This window comes from Streptococcus sp. 27098_8_76 (assembly GCF_041432315.1).
GTDB lineage: Bacteria > Bacillota > Bacilli > Lactobacillales > Streptococcaceae > Streptococcus.
This window is the reverse complement of record NZ_JAPVZI010000002.1, coordinates 1-18,372: the sequence shown is the minus strand read 5'-3', so window position 1 is coordinate 18,372 and position 18,372 is coordinate 1. Positions and strand designations below refer to the sequence as shown.

Genomic DNA, 18,372 nt, shown 5'->3' with positions numbered 1-18,372 from the left:
TCCTTTTTCTATCAGTTTTACTGGATAGAAATCTGAAACAAGCAAATGGATTGGCTTTTAGACTTTAGGAGGTCTTATGAAATTATTAGAAGAGCGCATCCTCAAGGATGGGCATATCTTGGGTGATAACATCCTCAAGGTGGATTCCTTTTTAACCCACCAAGTTGACTTTAGCTTGATGAGAGAGATTGGTAAGGTTTTTGCGGAAAAATTTGCTTCTGCTGGCATTACCAAGGTCGTAACCATTGAAGCGTCAGGTATTGCCCCAGCCATTTTTACTGCCGAAGCCTTAAACGTTCCTATGATTTTCGCCAAAAAAGCTAAAAACATTACTATGAACGAAGGAATCTTAACTGCCCAAGTTTACTCCTTTACCAAGCAGGTTACCAGCACCGTTTCCATCGCTGGAAAATTCCTCTCACCAGAGGACAAGGTTTTGATTATCGACGATTTCCTTGCTAATGGCCAAGCTGCTAAAGGCTTGATTCAAATCATCGAACAGGCCGGTGCAAGAGTCGAAGCTATTGGTATCGTGATTGAAAAATCCTTCCAAGATGGCCGTGATTTGCTTGAAAAAGCAGGCTATCCTGTCCTATCACTCGCTCGTTTGGATCGTTTTGAAAATGGTCAAGTTATTTTTAAGGAGGCAGATCTCTAATGCAAACTCAAGAAAAACATTCGCAAGCAGCCGTTCTTGGCTTGCAACACTTACTAGCCATGTACTCAGGATCCATCCTGGTTCCCATCATGATTGCGACAGCCCTTGGCTATTCAGCTGAGCAGTTGACCTACCTGATTTCTACAGATATCTTCATGTGTGGGGTGGCAACCTTCCTTCAACTCCAACTCAACAAATACTTTGGAATTGGACTCCCAGTCGTTCTAGGAGTAGCTTTCCAGTCGGTCGCTCCCTTGATTATGATTGGACAAAGTCATGGCAGTGGTGCTATGTTTGGTGCCCTTATCGCATCAGGGATTTACGTGGTTCTTGTTTCAGGCATTTTCTCAAAAGTAGCCAATCTCTTCCCTTCTATCGTAACAGGCTCTGTTATTACCACGATTGGTTTAACCTTGATTCCTGTCGCTATTGGAAATATGGGAAATAACGTTCCAGAGCCAACTGGTCAAAGTCTCTTGCTTGCAGCTATTACTGTTTTGATTATCCTCTTGATTAACATCTTTACCAAAGGATTTATCAAGTCTATCTCCATTTTGATTGGTCTGGTTGTTGGAACTGCCATCGCTGCTAGCATGGGCTTGGTTGACTTCTCTCCTGTTGCAGCAGCACCACTTGTCCATGTCCCAACTCCACTCTACTTTGGGATGCCAACCTTTGAAATCTCATCCATTGTCATGATGTGTATCATCGCAACGGTTTCTATGGTTGAGTCAACTGGTGTTTATCTGGCCTTGTCTGATATCACAAAGGATCCAATCGACAGCACGCGCCTGCGCAACGGTTACCGCGCAGAAGGTTTGGCCGTACTTCTCGGAGGAATCTTTAACACCTTCCCTTACACAGGATTTTCACAAAACGTTGGTTTGGTTAAATTATCAGGAATCAAGACTCGCCTGCCAATCTACTACGCAGCTGGTTTCCTGGTTCTCCTTGGACTCCTTCCTAAGTTTGGTGCCCTTGCTCAAATCATTCCGAGTCCTGTCCTTGGTGGTGCCATGCTGGTAATGTTTGGTTTTGTATCTATTCAAGGGATGCAAATCCTCGCCCGTGTTGACTTTGCTAACAATGAACACAACTTCCTTATTGCAGCTGTATCAATCGCTGCAGGTGTCGGACTCAACAACAGTAATCTCTTTGTCAGCATGCCGACAGCCTTCCAAATGTTCTTCTCAAACGGAATCGTCGTAGCCAGCCTACTTGCTATTGTTCTCAATGCAGTACTGAATCGTAAAAAGAAATAAGAAAAAGAGGTGTGAGCCCAATGTCATTAAGTTAGTGATCTAACTATTTGAATAGGAGGTGTGATTGAGATCATCAAAGTGATTCTCTATCACATCTTCTATTTTTTTGCATGACAAATAAAGGTTTTTCACCCTATTTTTTGAGATTTATGTTACTCTATAGATGAAATCAACTACCGATTGGGCCTTTATCTTTCTTGGATATTTTCGATTCGGTCGAATAATAGATAAGTGTTTCTTGAGGTAGTTTTTCAACTGGAGGGAAAAAAGGGATTCGTTAAAAAACAAACGGCAGGCATAAGTCGCATCTGAGAAACACACTTTATATCTTTGTTTTTTGTGACTACTGTCGATGGCAACTTGCGAGGTTACCCAACGACAAAAGTTAAAATTTGTAAAGCGAGCAAAGATTTCTTGGAGAATCCCTTCCTTCTTTTTTGTATGAAAATTGACCAAGCCAATACTGTATTTCAGGTCACGAAAACTAGTCTCTATGCCCCATCTGCTGGCGTAGAGATTTTTTAATTCTTGGACTGAATAGTCCGTATTTGTCACTAAAGTTTCGTACTTTCCTTCTTCCGCTTCTAAACGCACCATACAAAAAGGAAGTTGGTATAGTTCAACAGGGTCATGTTTTCGACTTGTTTCTGGAAGAAAATCAAAAGTAGAATTGTGTGGAATAAAATGATAGTCATTGGGAAAATCATGATAAAGTTTTTGAAGCTGATTGGTTTGCTTTCGTGATAATTTTAGAGAAAAGTTTTGATCAAAACACTCTGTATTTGGCAAGTTGAAGGAGGATCGCATGGATTGTTTTCCATCTCGAATACGGATGATATAAAGCCATCCTTTTTCTTGAAAATGAGCCATGAGATTGTAACTTTCATAGCCTCTATCCATGATAACAAGAGCTTTCTCGAAAGGGAGAAGCCTCCATCATCTGAATCAGAGCTAAGCGCTCATGTTGCGCATGGTTGTCTTGAATAGAAACATCTCTATACACTCCAGTCGTCAAGTCGTATAGGGCATTTATGTGTATGAGATTATAGGATTTAACATCCGTTTGGGTTTGGATAGAGGTTTTTGTATCCATGGGATTTCTAGGAATACAGATATCACTCCCATCTGCAGCGAATATTGGAAAATCAGTATTAAGTGGAATAGGTGCTGTAAATTCTTTAAATAGGGCATAGAACGCTTCAGGTTTTATCTGATAGCGTCTTTGAACAAAGGCTGAATTTGAAACTGTCAGTTTGGCATCTAGTAATTCTTTTGACAAGGATTTTCCTCCCATTCCCAGAATGGTACGAATCATAGTTTCTAGTGATAAACTTCTTTTACGAGTAAAGGCCTGTTCATCTTGTTTGACGAACTCAACTTTTTGGCCAAGGATACTCTGAATACTCTTATTCAAGTGAGATTTTATTTGTTTTATCATGGGAAATACCTCCTTAATTATAAGTTTATCACATAAAAAAGAAACCCAAATACAGAATTGTATTTGAATTTCTTAACTTAATGACATTGGGTGTAAGCCTCTTTTTTGTTTATCTATATACTTACCCGTCTTTCCTCAGACCTTTGGCCTGTGACAAACATAGTAAAGGTTGCCTTACAGACATTTCTGCCCTCTTGATTGGTGATATCCACATCCATCACACAGGTTGTACGACCTTGATGGACACATTCTCCTTTAATGGTCAATACATCGTCGAGTTTTCCTGCCTTAAGGTAGTTGATAGAGGATTGGAGTGTCACCCCATCAAGTCCCAGAGATATGACCACCAAACCACTGATCTGGTCGCAAAGGGTAAAGAGATAGCCACCATGAGCATTGCCATAGTAGTTGAGCGACGAGTCCACTACTTTGGTCGTCACCACAACGTGACCATCTCTCATTTGTTCAATTTCGTAATTTTCAAAGGCAGATATAGCGTCAAAATGAAAGTCTTTCATCGTTTCCTCCTGATATTTCAAACGACACTATGATACTACTTTTTATAGGACTGTGCAAGGAGAAAGCTCCTAGTCTGACAAAATTCCGACCTGCTCCACAAAGCGCATAAAGGCTGCCTGTCCTTGTTCTGTCTGCTTGTAGACTCCTGCGTCCTCAAGCACACGTGCAAAGATAGCACCAACAGAGTCCTTGACGATTTCAAGGGCTTTTTCTTTATCTGTTATGTCTGGATATTGGGCTCTAAGTTGGTCTGCCCATTCCTGATGATAATCGGCAACTGTAACAGTTTCTCCTACAAGATAGCTAGCGACTTGCTCCACTTCTTCTTTCAGACGTGGTGGCAAGATTGCCAAGCCCATGACCTCAATCAAGCCGATATTTTCCTTCTTGATATGTTGGACATCCTTGTGAGGATGATAGATGCCATCAGGATGTTCTGCAGAAGTCTGATTGTCCCGCAAGACCAAGTCCAACTCAAACTGTCCATCGCGTTTGCGGGCAATGGGTGTAATTGTATGGTGTGGTGTTCCATTACTTTCTGCCAAGACTTGCACCCTTGGATCTGAATACTGGCGCCATTCCTGCAAAATCTTGTCAGCTAAGTTGATCAAATCTTCTTTGGAAGCCGAAGTCAAACGCAACACTGACATTGGCCACTTGACAATCCCAGCCTTGACCTGCTCAAAACCAGTAAAAGAGAAAGTCTTTTGCAAGGGAGCCAATTCCATCGGAAATACGTGACGGCCTCCCTGATAATGATCATGAGTCAGAATAGAGCCACCCACAATCGGCAGGTCGGCATTAGAGCCTGCAAAATAACCTGGGAACTGCTCTACGATAGCTAGCAAACGTTCAAAACTCTGACGGCTAATCGCCATGGGACGATGCCGGCCATCTAAGAAAATACAGTGCTCATTAAAATAAGCATAGGGAGAATACTGGAAGCCCCACTCCTGACCAGCCATTTCAAAACGGATAATCCGGTGATTGCTGCGAGCTGGGTGGTTGATTCGACCATGGTAGCCCTCATTCTCTAGACAAAGCTGACACTGAGGATAATTACTAGCTTGCACCAACTTGGCTTCCGCAATCTCTTTGGGATCCTTTTCAGGCTTAGAGAGATTGATGGTAATTTCAAGTTCTCCGTAGTCAGATGGAACACGATAAGCAATATTTTTAGCAATGGCCTTGAGTTTGATGTAGTCATTTTTCTGACTGAGTTGGTAGAAGTCCGCTATCGCCTGCTCAGGAGATTGGGCGTAGGTTGCCCAAAAGTCACGATTGACCTGACTCGGACAAGGAGTTACCAAGTCCATCAATTCAGCACCGAGGATTTCACGCGCAGTCTGACTATCCTCAATCGTCTCTAATCGAACGGCTTCCTCAACCAGCTGGTCCTTGAGGTCAATCAATTTATCCAGATTGGTCTCAACTTCCAAAACACCGTCTCCCACTCGTGCCAAGACACGATTGGTCAGGTAGATTCGATCCATTTCCTCAAATGAACTTTCAGAAATGACATGTGTTACAAATTTATCTACTAAGGTCACCATAAAGCCTCCTTTTGACTAGTCAAGGACGCGAGTGCCACCTGCAACTTCAGCGATATAGAAGCTTGGAGCGTATCCAACGACTTCCTCGTAGTGCTTGCCAACAGTTTCCTTAAAGGCCTCAACTGTATCTTTTTGCACCAAGGCAATGGCACATCCGCCAAAACCTGCCCCTGTCATACGAGCACCTAGAACTCCTTCTTGTGCCCAAGCTGTATGAACAAGAGTATCCAATTCCAAACCAGTCACTTCATAGTCATGTTCTAGAGAAACGTGTGACGCATTCATCAAGCGACCAAAGGTTTCCAAATCACCTGCTTGAAGGGCTGCTTGAGCTTTAAGGGTACGTTGGTTTTCAAGCACAGCATGACGAGCACGTTTCAAACGATTTTCGTCTTTGATTAGGTAGCTGTACTGGTCAAAGGCCCACTCGTCCAATTCACCCAAGGTCTGAATATCCAAGACAACTTGCAATTCTTCTACTGCTTTCTCACACTCAGCACGACGTTCATTGTATTTAGAATCCGCCAATTCACGGCGTTTGTTAGTGTTCATAATAACAACGACATTGTCCTTCAAATCAAGTGGTACCAAATCATACTCTAAAGTGTTAGTATCTAAGTAAATAGCACGTTGGTCTGCACCCATACCGATAGCAAACTGGTCCATAATGCCAGAGTTGACTCCGATAAAGTTGTTTTCTGTTTGTTTTCCGATTTTAACCAAATCGAGACGCTCTAATTTTAAATCAAAGAGATGCTCTGCCACGACCCCTGTCAAAAGTTCCAAGGATGCTGAAGAAGACAAACCAGCACCATTTGGGATATTCCCATAAACAAAGAAATCAAAACCTTTGTCAATCACATGACCAGCTTCTTGCAAGAAATGAAGAACCCCTTTTGGATAATTGGTCCAATTGTGCTCTTTTTCAAACTTGAGGTCAGCGAGAGGCACTTCGATAATGCCCTTGTCCTCAAAATTAGCTGAGTAGAAACGTAAAACTTGGTCGTCACGCTTACGAGCTGCACCGTAAGTTCCCAAGGAAATAGCAGCTGGAAAAACGTGCCCACCGTTGTAGTCCGTGTGTTCACCAATCAAATTGATACGACCTGGTGAAAAGAAAGTTTGGTCTGCTTCTTGATCAAAAACAGCAAGAAAGTCTTTGCGAAGTGCTTCTGCAGTAAGATGTTGTGTCATTTGAATTCTCCTTTGACTGTCCGTTAAGCCACCTTAACATGTAATCGTTTTCTTCTATTGTATCCAAGGGATTTTCCAAGGTCAATCCTTTTTACTAAAATTTTACTAAACTATCAGTAAAAAGCAGAAAAATATGATATACTAACCTTAAAGAAGGAGGATTTATGGCTACCTTAAAAGACATTGCACAGCTAGCCTCTGTCTCTATCGCGACCGTATCCCGCGTCCTCAATCGCGACCAGAGCCTATCTGTTACAGAAGAAACCAGACACCGTATTTTAACCGTTGCTGAAGAACTGGGCTACACCAAGCACCTCAAGACAGGCGATTCCCACAAACCCAAGCAAAAGATTGCCATTATCCAATGGGTCAGTGAACAAGGAGAACTGGACGACCTTTACTACTACCAGATTCGCTTGGGTATTGAAAAAAGAGCCCAAGAGTTGGACTATGATATCTTGCGCTATTTTAATGACCATCCTTTTACCCTAAGCGAGGAAGTGATTGGGATTCTCTGCATCGGAAAGTTTAGTCGAGCTCAGATTTCTGCCTTTGAAGAATACCAAAAGCCTCTTGTATTTCTAGACAGCGATACACTTTCCCTGGGACATACCTGCATTATCACAGACTTTTACACTGCCATGAAACAGGTTGTCGATTATTTTCTCAGCCAAGGGATGGACCGCATCGGGATTCTAACAGGCCTTGAAGAAACAACCGACCAAGAAGAAATCATTGAGGATAAGCGACTGGAAAATTTTAGAAACTACAGTCAAACAAAAGGAATCTATCATGATGAATTAGTCTTTCAAGGAAGCTTTACCGCCCAGTCTGGCTATGACTTGATGAAGGAGGCCATTCAGAACTTGGGAGACCAACTCCCACCAGCCTTTTTTGCAGCTAGCGATAGTTTAGCCATCGGTGCCCTCCGTGCGCTCCAAGAAGCTGGAATCAACCTGCCAGACCGCGTCAGTCTTATTTCCTTTAACGATACTAGCCTGACCAAGCAAGTCTATCCTCCCCTCTCTAGCATCACCGTCTATACCGAAGAAATGGGCCGAGCAGGTATGGATATTCTTAATAAGGAAGTACTCCACGGTCGGAAAATCCCTAGCCTAACCATGCTGGGAACCAGACTGACATTGAGAGAGAGTACTCTGCCATAACTCCACAAATTAAAAATGACAAAAAATCCTAATAGAGAGTCTCAAATCTCCATTAGGATTTTCTTTTTTAGGCCATCACAATCATAGACTTAATGGTCTTACGTTCATCCATATCTTTATAAGCTTGATCAATATCTTCTAATTTATAGCTTGAAGTAAAGACACGGCCTGGATTGATATCACCATCAAGGACGGCTTTTAGTAAAAATTGCTTATCATATGTTGTCGCAGAAGCTGCCCCACCTGCTACAGAGATATTTTGCATAAATGTCGAACCAAGAGCACGATTATTATAGTGTGGGACTCCTACAAATCCCATACGCCCTCCATTATGAAGGACACCTAGCGCCTGTTCTACAGCAGCCTCCGTACCAACACATTCAAGTGCTGCGTCTGCTCCGCCACCGAGAATTTCACGCACCTTGGCAATACCTTCTTGACCTCGCTCAGCTACAACAGCTGTCGCACCCGACTCCAGAGCCATCTTTTGACGATCTTCATGACGACTCATAAGGATAATTTGCGATGCACCACGCATCTTCGCCGCGATGACAGCACATTGACCAACAGCACCATCACCGATAACAACAACCTTGTTCCCTTTTTGAACATTTGCAACTCGCGCCGCATGATAGCCTGTCGGCATAACATCTGCAAGAGTCAAGAGGGACTTTAGCATACCTTCTGTGTAGTCAGAAGGTTGTCCAGGGATTTTAACCAGCGCCCAGTTTGCATAGTGAAAACGAATATATTCCGCCTGAAAATCGCCTCCCAAGTTATTACCAATATGATTGTCGCAAGAACCGTCAAAACCAGCAAGACAGGCATCACATTCACCACATCCATGAGTAAAAGGGACAATGACAAAATCACCTGGTTTCACCGTCGTAATGGATTCCCCAGTTTCTTCGACAATCCCAATCGCTTCGTGTCCACTATTTTTGTGTCCAGCTTTCGTTTCTGGATTACGGTACCTCCATAGATCCGATCCGCAAACGCACGCACGAACTACACGAATAATCGCATCATCTGCGTCTATAATTTGCGGACGTTCAATTGTAGCAAGACCAACCTGACCTGCCTTTGTATATACTGCTGATTTCATTTAAATTTTTCCTTCCTTGTAAAGTTTAATTTTGAGATTTAAGCGATTTAAAGCCACCTGTAACTGAGACAAGCGCTCCTCTAATTTTTTCTTTTCCTCTTCTAAAATACCAAGCCTTTTCTCTCGCGTTTCATCCCCCTTTTGGTAGAGAGACATATAGTCAACTAAACTATCTACAGAGACACCTGCCGAACGAAAACACTTAATAAATTCCAGAGCTTCAATATCATGATCTTGAAAATCACGAATTCCAGTTGCAGTTCGAGTAATCGGTGGCACAAGACCAACCCGTTCATAGTACCGAATCGTATCCGCTGAAATTCCCAACAAGTCACTAGCAGATTTAATATTCATACACTAACCTCCTCTCATTCACTGAATTTAAGCTATTCTAACTCACTTATCTTATTATATAATTTTGAGTTGACTCCAAGTCAAGCATTTTGCGTCTAATCGAAAAATTTTTTATCATTATCAGTTCTCTTATTAGCATACCTTTTCATCAATCAAAGAAAGAGGTTGGGGAAAGCGTCTTTCAAATATGATACCAAAGAAACTGGAAAAAAAGTCTTTAAAAGCAAAAAGCGCATAGTATCAGACATTGAAAACCCTTGATACTATACGTTTTTTTGTATGAAGATTTACTTCATTTTCTCTTGAAATTGAGTTTTGTCTCAGCCGCTTTTTCTAGTGTTGATGCCCATGGGATTGCCCTAAGGCTGTTACCTTTCGCTTATGTTGCGCATGATTGCTTTGACTGGTGTCCACTTCGATAGTAATATTCTGCACACCTCTTTCTTCTAAGAGCTGACGTACTTGATTCTTTGTTTCCGTCATCTCCTCCCAATCCTCTAAACAGATATGGATAATAGCATTATTTTCTAGACCATCCATGGACCAAATGCTAAGTTGATTGACACTTTTGACATTGGTCAGAGCCTCCAAATCCTTCTCCAAATCACCTGTCTCTAGTCCTTCTGGCACAGCATCCAGGAAAATCTTGAGTGCGCTCCAAAATCGAGGAATAGCTTTTGTTAGAATGAAGATGGAAATGACAAGCGATAAGAGCGGATCAAGGATATACCAATCTGTAAATCGGAGGATAATCGCCATTAGAATGACAGCCAACCAACCTAGAGTATCTTCCAAAAAGTGCAGGCTCAGAATTGACTCGTTCTTTGTCTTTCCCTTACGAACTACTAGACTAGCTAGCACATTGATACTGACTGCAATGATTCCTAGCCAGAGGACGCCTTCGTCATTAACGGGCTGTGGATTCAAAAGTTTAGTTATATTTTCCAAGATCACTAGAATGGATCCTGTGATAAGAATCACAGCAGTCACTAGGGCCCCTAAAAGACTAAATCGCTTGTAACCCAAGGTGTATTGCCTATCTTCTTCTCTATTTGAGATTGTTTCTAAAAAGGCCGATATGCCGATTGCTATAGCATCTCCCAAGTCATGGATAGAATCAGCAAGAACAGCACTTGAACCGAAGATTCCTCCTGCGATAAACTCAACAATAGCATAGCTTAAATTTAAGAAAAAAGCTACCCAAACAGTATATTTTGCCTTCATCTTTCTCATTCCTTTGTTATAATAGATTTATGAATACCTTGTTCATTATCATTATCCACTAAAACTCAAAGAAAGGATAGAAGCAAAACGTCAGCTTTATTCATTTCTGAACAATTTGCCTCAAGTGTCCATATGACTACCATTGACCGCCGTATCAGCAAAACAAAAAAAGCCATCTTTCAAGCTTTTCTACAACTTTTGAACGATAAGGGCTACGAATCCACTACAGTTCAGGATATCATTGAACTCGCAGATGTTGGACGTTCCACCTTTTACTGTCACTATGAGAGCAAGGAACTACTTCTGGACGAGCTTTGCCGCTACCTCTTTCATCATCTCTTTGAAAGAGAGCAACCCATTTCAACTGAGGACTACCTCGCCCACCTCTTTCTTCATTTTCAGAAAAACCAAGACCATATCACCAGTCTGCTATTTTCCAAAAATGACTACTTCCTCCGTCAACTCCATAAAGAGCTAGAACACCATGTCTATCCCATGTTGGCTGATGAGTTAAAAGAAGCCCACACTAATCTGCCTACTTCTTACCTCCAACACTTGGTCGTGTCCAACTTTATCGAGACATTGACCTGGTGGCTCAAAAAAGGACAAGACTTTACATACCAGGAAGTTGTCCAGTTTTATCTAGACCTTCTCATTCCTAAAAATTGAATACAGAGTAGAGCTCAGTTGCCTTATTTCTAGGCTACTGAGTTTTTATCTTTTCAACAATCAAAAAAGCCCAGACGACATTGTCTGAGCGTTCTTCTATATAGTCGTTTAACAAAGTTGAGTTTAACAAAGTTGAGTTTGACATTTTCAAACTATTTCTTCAACAAACCTTGTTCTTGTAGAAACTCTTTGGCTACTTGTTCTGCTGACTTGCCTTCAACACCGACTTGATAGTTAAGCTGGCTCATCTGGCTTTCAGTAATTTTACCAGCCAATTTATTGAGAACTGTTTCCAACTCTGGATGTTTCTTGAGAAGAGCTTCTTTCATCAGTGGAGCCCCTTGGTAAGGTGGGAAGAGTTGCTTGTCATCTTCCAAGACCTGCAAATCATAACGCGCCAACTCTGCATCGGTTGAATAGGCGTCCGTGATTTGAATATCGCCTGACTGAATTGCCTGATAGCGAAGAGCTGGCTCCATAGTCGCTACATTGAGATTGAGACCGTACATTGATTGCAAGCCCTTATTGCCATCTTCACGGTCATTAAATTCGAGTGTAAAACCGGCCTTCAACTGCCCTTCCACTTTTTTCAAGTCCGAAATGGTCTTCAAGCCATATTCTTGAGCAATTTTCTTCGGAACAGCCACAGCATAGGTATTTTGATAAGACATAGGTTTGAGATAGGCTAGATGATCCTGTTTGGCAATACCATCACGCGCTACATCATAAACCTGCTCAGGCTCATGACTCACTTTCGGTGATGGTTGAAGCAGACTTTCAGTCACCGTACCAGTAAATTCAGGATAGATGTCAATATCGCCTTTTTTCAAAGCTTCATAGAGGAAGCTTGTTTTCCCAAAATTCGGTTTAACAGTCGCAGTCATACTGGTATTTTCCTCAATGAGGAGTTTATACATATTGGCCAAAATTTCTGGTTCTGGACCCAATTTCCCAGCAATCACCAAGTTTTCTTTCTCTTTTTGAGCTAAGAGAGCTGGGCTATAAGACAGACCGAGTAATATTGTCACCAAGGCAAAACCAGAGAAAATCGTCCGCAATTTTGCTTTTTCCATCACTTTTAGTAGGACGTTGAAGGCAATGGCCAGCACTGCAGAAGAAAGGGCCCCGATTAAAATCAGACTGGCATTATTACGGTCAATTCCCAAAAGGATAAAGGAACCCAGCCCCCCTGCACCAATCAAGGCAGCCAAGGTCGCCGTACCGATGATCAAGACGGCCGCCGTGCGAATCCCAGACATCATAACAGGCATGGCAAGTGGAATTTCAAACTTCTTGAGTCGCTCCCATCTGGTCATCCCAAAGGCAATCCCAGCCTCTTGCAGACTCGGATCAATTCCCTTGAGTCCAGTGATGGTATTTTGTAAAATCGGAAAGATCGCATAGATCACTAGAGCTGTCAAAGCTGGCAAGGTTCCAATTCCCATCAAGGGGATAAAGAGCCCTAACAAGGCCAGTGACGGGATAGTCTGGAAAATCCCTGCAATCTGCAAGACCCAGTCGGCCAACTTCTCATGATAGCGAAGAGAAACAGCCAAGGGAATCGCTATAAAGATGGCCAGCAACAAGGTCAATAGTGACAACTGTAAATGTTGAGATAGAGCTGTCAACCAATCACTAAAACGATCTTGAAAAGTTGCAATTAAATTAGTCATGAACACTACCTCCAAACAAGTCTGCTACAAATTCTGTGGCAGGAGCTTTTAAAATAGTCTCAGGGTTCGCCACCTGACGAATCTCTCCATCCTGCAAGACAGCAATACGGTCCGCCAACTTCAAGGCTTCATCCGTATCATGGGTCACAAAAATCGTTGTCATCCCAAACTCTTTATGCAATTTTTTCGTCAGAACCTGTAACTGTTTTCTCGAAATAGCATCCAAGGCTGAAAAAGGCTCATCCATGAGGAGAATCTTAGGCTGACCAATCATAGCACGAACAATACCGACCCGTTGCTGTTCCCCACCAGATAGTTCACTAGGTAAACGATGCCCATACTCAGCTACTGGCAAGCCAACCTTGGCCAAAAGCTCTTCTGTTTTCTGAGCAATTTCTTCCTTAGTCCAGCCCTTCATCTCAGGAATCAGGGCAATATTTTCCGCAACCGTTAGATTGGGAAAGAGAGCAATAGCCTGTAAAACATAACCAGTAGAAAGACGAAGCTCCCGCTCGTTATAGTCTTTGATGCGCTTGCCATCCATATAAATATTTCCATCAGTTGGCTCCAAGAGGCGGTTGACCATCTTAATCATGGTTGTCTTACCTGAGCCAGAAGGTCCAACTAAAACCATAAACTCTCCATTATCAATCCGTAAATTGACATCTCTCAAGACATCTTTTTCTGTGTAGCGCAAGGCTACATTTTTGTATTCAATCATTCTGTATCCTCAATTTAAAACTTCCCTCGATTGGTCAAGTCTTCTACCTTAGGCATGACTTCCTTATTGTCCCAATGCTCCACAATTTTCCCGTTTTCTAGACGGAAGATATCATACTGGGCATAGGCAACTCCGTCAATCTGAGTCTGACCATAGCTAACCACATAGTTTCCTTGTCCTAAGAGTTGGAAAACAAAGTCGAAAGTGGCCTTTACTTATAAACAGCTAATTTGATCTATTTTAATCCTCTTTTGCCTTCTCTTTCAGATTCGCCAAAATTCTTTCTTGAAAGGCTTCAAACTGACGAATTTCTTCCTCTGAAAAACCTTTGTAAAAAACCGTATCCAATTTCTGACTGACACGATGCCCCACTTCTTTCTGAGACTGCCCCAACTCTGTTAAAACCAAATACTTCTTACGCTTATCTTCTCCACATGGACTAATAGTTACAAGATTTTGTTCCTCTAGCTTTTTAATCATCGTCGTCAGTGTATTGTTAGCAAGCCCAGTTTCCAGAGCAATATCTGTCGCAGTTGCGCAACCAGTTTCACTATTCCATAAAACCGCTAAAATCTTTCCCTGCTCACTCCTATAAAGAGCTTCAGGGTCTTGGCTCAGTAACTTTTGAAAAATCCGCCTATTCAACAAACGAATATGATAGGCTACCAAATGACTATCTTTCATGACACCTCCAATTTATTTCTATATCGAAATGAATAAAGCAATTGTAACACTCATTATTCTAACTGTCAACTATTTCGACTTAGAAATAATTTTTCCCAGAAAAAAATCTCCTACTCAAGGTAGAAGATTTCAATCTTATAAACTTAATCCGTCATATCCGATACCAACGTTCGATGCTCCAATGGAACACTGCACATAACTAATAAGAAAATGAAACCTGACTGGATCCAGAAGAGGGCCAAGTCAAAGATTCCGTGTACAGCAACCACTGTAAGGAAAGACAGATAAAGACCGATAATCGGGCGTTTCCCCGACTCCTGACTCATATCCATCATCAAGCGAACAGGAGCCACAGAAGACAAAACTAGTAAAATAGTCCCCACAATTCCGTAACTCAGAATCGTATCAATATAAAGACTGTGAGCATGTTCATGATAAGGAGCATTTATCCGAGGATACGAGTGCATGTAGGTCAATGGCCCCTCACCCCAAAAAGGATTTTGCTTAAATAAGGCCATCCCAGCATCCCAGATAGAAATGCGTTCTTCCATAGAAGAGTCTAAAGTCCCCATCCGAACTCCCAAATCACTAGAAAAGAGGAAGCTCAAGCCGATTGCGAAGACCCCAATACTAAGCCAAAAGGCCTTCCAGTTTTTAATGGTCGTAAAGAGATAAATAATGGCTCCAGCGATAATAGCAGGAAAGGCAGTTCGATTTTGCGTAAAGTTCAAACCAAAGAGATTCACAAAGCCTGCAATCACACAGAATACTTTCAACCAATTCAACTTGGTCGTTGTAAACAGATAGAAGGCAATCATGATACAGAAACAACAAATAATTCCATAATAATTAGGATTAAAGAAGGTCACTTCTGCACGATTCTGATGCCACACCTGCATATTGGGTGAAAGAAAAGCATAGTTGAATTTCTTCACAATTTGGAAATGTTCTAAACTCGCAAAAGCAGCTGACAAGACGCTACCAAACAAGACGAGCTGCAAAATCAATCGAAAGAATTTATGTGATAAAATCGACTGATAATGCAAAAAGAAAACAGTAAATAGAAAAATTCCTACTGAAGCTACAACTCCCATCCAATTTTGTGCAAAAACGGATATAACAGTACTATAGCCAAGAAAAAGAAGCAGCATCGGATGCTCCCCCATTTTCTGAAGAATACTTTTCATGTCTCCTGTGAAAATTAAACTGATAATATATAAACAGAATACAACTACAAAAAGATAAAAGGGTAAAAAGATACTCAGGATAATTCCCAATAAAATCAGCTCTTTACTAGACAACCCTTTCAGCTTTTCAATAAAGCCTATTGATTTCAAAATGAATCCTTTCTCTCCAAATCAGCTGATTCAGATAATAGTAAGCTACCCTTTATTGTACCACTTTTTTAACAATTTGAAAACAAAGGAAACGCTTCCCTAGGTAAAAAAGCGAGCAAAAATACTGAAATTTCAAAACTCAATCTTAATGATTTCATTTTCTCTAAGAAAATCATGCCGTAAATAGTAGCCATATGTTAAAATAGTAGTAATAAAATATAGACTAGATTCAAATCATATACTATTCTTAAAGAAAGGAAACACTATGAAATCCTACCAAGCCGTCTACCAAATTCTAGCTAAAGAAACCGATTATATCAGCGGAGAAAAGATTGCAGAAGAACTATCACTGACCCGAACATCAATTTGGAAAGCCATCAGGCAGCTAGAACAAGAAGGCATTGAAATTGATAGTATTAAAAACAAAGGCTATAAACTGCTGAATGGAGACCTTATTCTTCCAGAGATTCTAGAAGAAAATCTTCCAATTAAAGTCAGCTTTAAACCTGAAACAAAATCAACTCAACTAGATGCAAAAGAAGCAATTGATTTAGGAAATGAAGCAAACACCCTCTATATAGCTTCCTATCAAACAGCAGGCCGAGGCCGTTTTCAACGCTCCTTCTACTCACCCCAAGGTGGCATTTATATGACACTCCATCTTAAACCAAATCTCACCTACGACAAATTACCATCCTACACACTACTTGTAGCTGGAGCTATCTACAAAGCCATTAAGAACCTAACTTTAATAGATGTCGACATAAAATGGGTCAATGATATCTACCTCAAAAATCATAAAATTGGAGGAATCCTCACTGAGGCAATGACATCTGTAGAAACTGGCTTAGTCACAGATATCATTATTGGAGTAGGAATCAACTTTACTATTAAAGACTTCCCTCAAGAATTAAAAGAAAAAGCTGCTAGTTTATTCAAAGCTCCAGCACCTATAACAAGAAATGAATTAATTATCGAAATATGGCGTGCTTTCTTCGAAACACCAGCAGATGAGTTATTATACCTATATAAAAAACAGTCATTCGTTCTTGGAAAAGAAGTTACTTTCACACTGGATAAAAAAGACTACAAGGGACTTGCTAAAGATATCTCTGAAAATGGAAAACTTTTGGTGCAATGTGATAACGGAAAAGAAATTTGGCTCAATAGCGGAGAAATTTCACTCAAGAGTTGGAAGTAATAATAAACTAGCACAACCATAAAAACGACAATATATAAAGATTTTAGCTTTAATGCAGCCCACTACAGTTGACAAAGAGCGCAAAAAAACTTCAGATGAGTAATCCAATTAAGTTTTACAAATCTGAAGTTTTTATTCTACTATTCTTAAAAATACAAAAAAAGAGTTATAAACTCTCAATAAAACGGAGAATAAGGGATTCGAACCCTTGCGCCAGTTACCCGACCTAACGATTTAGCAAACCGTCCTCTTCAGCCTCTTGAGTAATTCTCCAATTAATGGGCACGAGTGGACTCGAACCACCGACCTCACGCTTATCAGGCGTGCGCTCTAACCACCTGAGCTACGCGCCCAAGTTAAAAACTTGGTAATTTGAACAAAGTTCAAAGCGGGTGACGAGAATCGAACTCGCGACAACAGCTTGGAAGGCTGTAGTTTTACCACTAAACTACACCCGCATACATACTATAATTAAAAATGGCGCGAGACGGAATCGAACCGCCGACACATGGAGCTTCAATCCATTGCTCTACCAACTGAGCTACCGAGCCTTATTGCGGGAGCAGGATTTGAACCTACGACCTTCGGGTTATGAGCCCGACGAGCTACCGAGCTGCTCCATCCCGCGTTAATGAAAAGGAGGATGTGGGATTCGAACCCACGCACGCTTTTACACGCCTGACGGTTTTCAAGACCGTTCCCTTCAGCCGGACTTGGGTAATCCTCCATAATATTCAAATGGACCTTGTAGGACTTGAACCTACGACCACTCGGTTATGAGCCGAGAGCTCTAACCAGCTGAGCTAAAGGTCCAACAAGATCATTATAGCGGCGAAGGGGATCGAACCCCCGACCTCCCGGGTATGAACCGGACGCTCTAGCCAGCTGAGCTACACCGCCATATATCGGGAAGACAGGATTCGAACCTGCGACACCTTGGTCCCAAACCAAGTACTCTACCAAGCTGAGCTACTTCCCGAGTTAAATAGAAAAATGCACCCTAGAGGAGTCGAACCTCTAACCGCCTGATTCGTAGTCAGGTACTCTATCCAGTTGAGCTAAGGGTGCTCATTATATTATGCCGAGGACCGGAATCGAACCGGTACGATCGTTACCAATCGCAGGATTTTAAGTCCTGTGCGTCTGCCAGTTCCGCCACCCCGGCCTCTCTAAGCGAACGACGGGATTCGAACCCGCGACCCCCACCTTGGCAAGGTGGTGTTCTACCACTGAACTACGTTCGCACTATTTTCTTCTATCTAAAAATGCCGGCTACATGACTTGAACACGCGACCCTCTGATTACAAATCAGATGCTCTACCAACTGAGCTAAGCCGGCTCATTTATTATATCTTAATGCGGGTTAAGGGACTTGAACCCCCACGCCGTTAAGCGCCAGATCCTAAATCTGGTGCGTCTGCCAATTCCGCCAAACCCGCAGATATGACCCGTACTGGGCTCGAACCAGTGACCCATTGATTAAAAGTCAATTGCTCTACCAACTGAGCTAACGAGTCTAAAATAACTTGCGTTATTTCAAACGGTCCCGACGGGAATCGAACCCGCGATCTTCGCCGTGACAGGGCGACGTGATAACCGCTACACTACGGGACC

Annotated in this window: 15 protein-coding genes, 16 tRNA genes and 2 pseudogenes; 5 read left to right on the top strand and 28 right to left on the bottom strand. The window is 41.9% G+C overall.

Translation table 11 applies throughout. The features are described 5' to 3' along the window. Positions 1 to 76 precede the first annotated feature (76 nt). Together O3636_RS01565 and O3636_RS01560 are read left to right on the top strand one after the other, a co-directional pair. Positions 77 to 658: a xanthine phosphoribosyltransferase gene (locus O3636_RS01565; RefSeq protein ID WP_261055484.1), complete on the top strand. Its 582-nt coding sequence runs from the start codon at positions 77 to 79 to the stop codon at positions 656 to 658. Further along, positions 658 to 1,920, top strand: coding sequence for a nucleobase:cation symporter-2 family protein (locus O3636_RS01560; protein WP_120770508.1), 1,263 nt, complete (start codon positions 658 to 660; stop codon positions 1,918 to 1,920). The genes O3636_RS01565 and O3636_RS01560 overlap by 1 nt, the downstream gene beginning before the upstream one ends. A 147-nt stretch (positions 1,921 to 2,067) precedes the next feature. Here the strand turns inward: O3636_RS01560 and O3636_RS01555 are convergent. From O3636_RS01555 to O3636_RS01540, 4 genes and pseudogenes are all read right to left on the bottom strand, one after another. Then, positions 2,068 to 3,358 (bottom strand): annotated as a pseudogene (locus tag O3636_RS01555) (IS4 family transposase). A 113-nt stretch (positions 3,359 to 3,471) separates the two neighbouring features. After that, complete coding sequence (locus O3636_RS01550; RefSeq protein WP_262080874.1) at positions 3,472 to 3,876, bottom strand: PaaI family thioesterase; 405 nt, start codon at positions 3,874 to 3,876, stop codon at positions 3,472 to 3,474. 69 nt (positions 3,877 to 3,945) lie between these two features. Continuing rightward, a complete protein-coding gene (locus O3636_RS01545) occupies positions 3,946 to 5,427 on the bottom strand; it encodes a UDP-glucose--hexose-1-phosphate uridylyltransferase (RefSeq protein WP_371641532.1) in 1,482 nt (493 codons plus the stop codon). An 18-nt stretch (positions 5,428 to 5,445) separates the two neighbouring features. Beyond that, positions 5,446 to 6,624 carry a galactokinase gene (locus O3636_RS01540; protein WP_371641436.1) on the bottom strand — a complete coding sequence of 393 codons (1,179 nt, stop codon included), beginning with the start codon at positions 6,622 to 6,624 and terminating at the stop codon, positions 5,446 to 5,448. A gap of 164 nt (positions 6,625 to 6,788) precedes the next feature. Here O3636_RS01540 and galR point away from each other — a divergent pair, with 164 nt between their 5' ends. After that, a complete protein-coding gene (gene galR / locus O3636_RS01535; RefSeq protein ID WP_000212485.1) occupies positions 6,789 to 7,790 on the top strand; it encodes a DNA-binding transcriptional regulator GalR in 1,002 nt (333 codons plus the stop codon). A gap of 67 nt (positions 7,791 to 7,857) precedes the next feature. Here the strand turns inward: galR and O3636_RS01530 are convergent, their stop codons facing one another. The 3 genes from O3636_RS01530 to O3636_RS01520 form a co-directional block, all read right to left on the bottom strand. Further along, complete coding sequence (locus tag O3636_RS01530; RefSeq protein WP_000833747.1) at positions 7,858 to 8,895, bottom strand: zinc-binding dehydrogenase; 1,038 nt, start codon at positions 8,893 to 8,895, stop codon at positions 7,858 to 7,860. Further along, positions 8,896 to 9,249 carry a stress response transcriptional regulator NmlR gene (gene nmlR, locus O3636_RS01525; RefSeq protein ID WP_001022624.1) on the bottom strand — a complete coding sequence of 118 codons (354 nt, stop codon included), beginning with the start codon at positions 9,247 to 9,249 and terminating at the stop codon, positions 8,896 to 8,898. A gap of 333 nt (positions 9,250 to 9,582) precedes the next feature. Then, positions 9,583 to 10,473: a cation diffusion facilitator family transporter gene (locus tag O3636_RS01520; RefSeq protein WP_000645152.1), complete on the bottom strand. Its 891-nt coding sequence runs from the start codon at positions 10,471 to 10,473 to the stop codon at positions 9,583 to 9,585. 132 nt (positions 10,474 to 10,605) lie between these two features. Here O3636_RS01520 and O3636_RS01515 point away from each other — a divergent pair, with 132 nt between their 5' ends. Then, a complete protein-coding gene (locus O3636_RS01515) occupies positions 10,606 to 11,142 on the top strand; it encodes a TetR/AcrR family transcriptional regulator (protein WP_371641435.1) in 537 nt (178 codons plus the stop codon). Between the two features lie 152 nt (positions 11,143 to 11,294). Here the strand turns inward: O3636_RS01515 and O3636_RS01510 are convergent, their stop codons facing one another. The 5 genes and pseudogenes from O3636_RS01510 to O3636_RS01490 form a co-directional block, all read right to left on the bottom strand. Then, complete coding sequence (locus O3636_RS01510) at positions 11,295 to 12,815, bottom strand: ABC transporter permease/substrate-binding protein (protein WP_371641434.1); 1,521 nt, start codon at positions 12,813 to 12,815, stop codon at positions 11,295 to 11,297. After that, complete coding sequence (locus O3636_RS01505; protein ID WP_371641433.1) at positions 12,808 to 13,536, bottom strand: ATP-binding cassette domain-containing protein; 729 nt, start codon at positions 13,534 to 13,536, stop codon at positions 12,808 to 12,810. The genes O3636_RS01510 and O3636_RS01505 overlap by 8 nt, the downstream gene beginning before the upstream one ends. Before the next feature lie 14 nt (positions 13,537 to 13,550). Further along, positions 13,551 to 13,742, bottom strand: a pseudogene (locus O3636_RS01500) (polyketide cyclase); the annotation flags it as partial. A gap of 34 nt (positions 13,743 to 13,776) precedes the next feature. Continuing rightward, entirely contained in the window at positions 13,777 to 14,220 is a 444-nt protein-coding gene (locus O3636_RS01495; protein WP_371641432.1) for a MarR family winged helix-turn-helix transcriptional regulator, read from the bottom strand. Between the two features lie 143 nt (positions 14,221 to 14,363). Then, positions 14,364 to 15,557, bottom strand: coding sequence for an O-antigen ligase (locus O3636_RS01490; protein WP_004238796.1), 1,194 nt, complete (start codon positions 15,555 to 15,557; stop codon positions 14,364 to 14,366). A gap of 265 nt (positions 15,558 to 15,822) precedes the next feature. On the opposite strand from O3636_RS01490, the gene birA reads away from it, so the two are divergent. Next, a complete protein-coding gene (birA, locus tag O3636_RS01485; RefSeq protein ID WP_371641431.1) occupies positions 15,823 to 16,758 on the top strand; it encodes a bifunctional biotin--[acetyl-CoA-carboxylase] ligase/biotin operon repressor BirA in 936 nt (311 codons plus the stop codon). A gap of 185 nt (positions 16,759 to 16,943) precedes the next feature. On the opposite strand, the gene O3636_RS01480 is transcribed toward birA, so the two are convergent. From O3636_RS01480 to O3636_RS01405, 16 genes are all read right to left on the bottom strand, one after another. After that, positions 16,944 to 17,031: transfer RNA gene (locus O3636_RS01480), tRNA-Ser, on the bottom strand. Positions 17,032 to 17,037: 6 nt separating this feature from the next. Beyond that, positions 17,038 to 17,111 (bottom strand) — tRNA-Ile (locus O3636_RS01475). A gap of 34 nt (positions 17,112 to 17,145) precedes the next feature. After that, positions 17,146 to 17,216, bottom strand: a tRNA-Gly gene (locus O3636_RS01470). Between the two features lie 20 nt (positions 17,217 to 17,236). After that, positions 17,237 to 17,309: transfer RNA gene (locus tag O3636_RS01465), tRNA-Phe, on the bottom strand. A 3-nt stretch (positions 17,310 to 17,312) separates the two neighbouring features. Beyond that, positions 17,313 to 17,386 (bottom strand) — tRNA-Met (locus tag O3636_RS01460). 9 nt (positions 17,387 to 17,395) lie between these two features. After that, positions 17,396 to 17,485: transfer RNA gene (locus O3636_RS01455), tRNA-Ser, on the bottom strand. Between the two features lie 12 nt (positions 17,486 to 17,497). Further along, positions 17,498 to 17,571 (bottom strand) — tRNA-Ile (locus tag O3636_RS01450). A gap of 13 nt (positions 17,572 to 17,584) precedes the next feature. Continuing rightward, positions 17,585 to 17,658, bottom strand: a tRNA-Met gene (locus O3636_RS01445). Positions 17,659 to 17,663: 5 nt separating this feature from the next. Further along, a tRNA-Pro gene (locus O3636_RS01440) sits at positions 17,664 to 17,737 on the bottom strand. Positions 17,738 to 17,752: 15 nt separating this feature from the next. Further along, positions 17,753 to 17,826: transfer RNA gene (locus tag O3636_RS01435), tRNA-Arg, on the bottom strand. 11 nt (positions 17,827 to 17,837) lie between these two features. Next, positions 17,838 to 17,923: transfer RNA gene (locus O3636_RS01430), tRNA-Leu, on the bottom strand. Positions 17,924 to 17,930: 7 nt separating this feature from the next. Beyond that, positions 17,931 to 18,002: transfer RNA gene (locus tag O3636_RS01425), tRNA-Gly, on the bottom strand. Positions 18,003 to 18,024: 22 nt separating this feature from the next. Beyond that, positions 18,025 to 18,097, bottom strand: a tRNA-Thr gene (locus tag O3636_RS01420). 18 nt (positions 18,098 to 18,115) lie between these two features. Continuing rightward, positions 18,116 to 18,197, bottom strand: a tRNA-Leu gene (locus O3636_RS01415). 5 nt (positions 18,198 to 18,202) lie between these two features. Further along, positions 18,203 to 18,275, bottom strand: a tRNA-Lys gene (locus O3636_RS01410). A gap of 24 nt (positions 18,276 to 18,299) precedes the next feature. Beyond that, a tRNA-Asp gene (locus O3636_RS01405) sits at positions 18,300 to 18,372 on the bottom strand.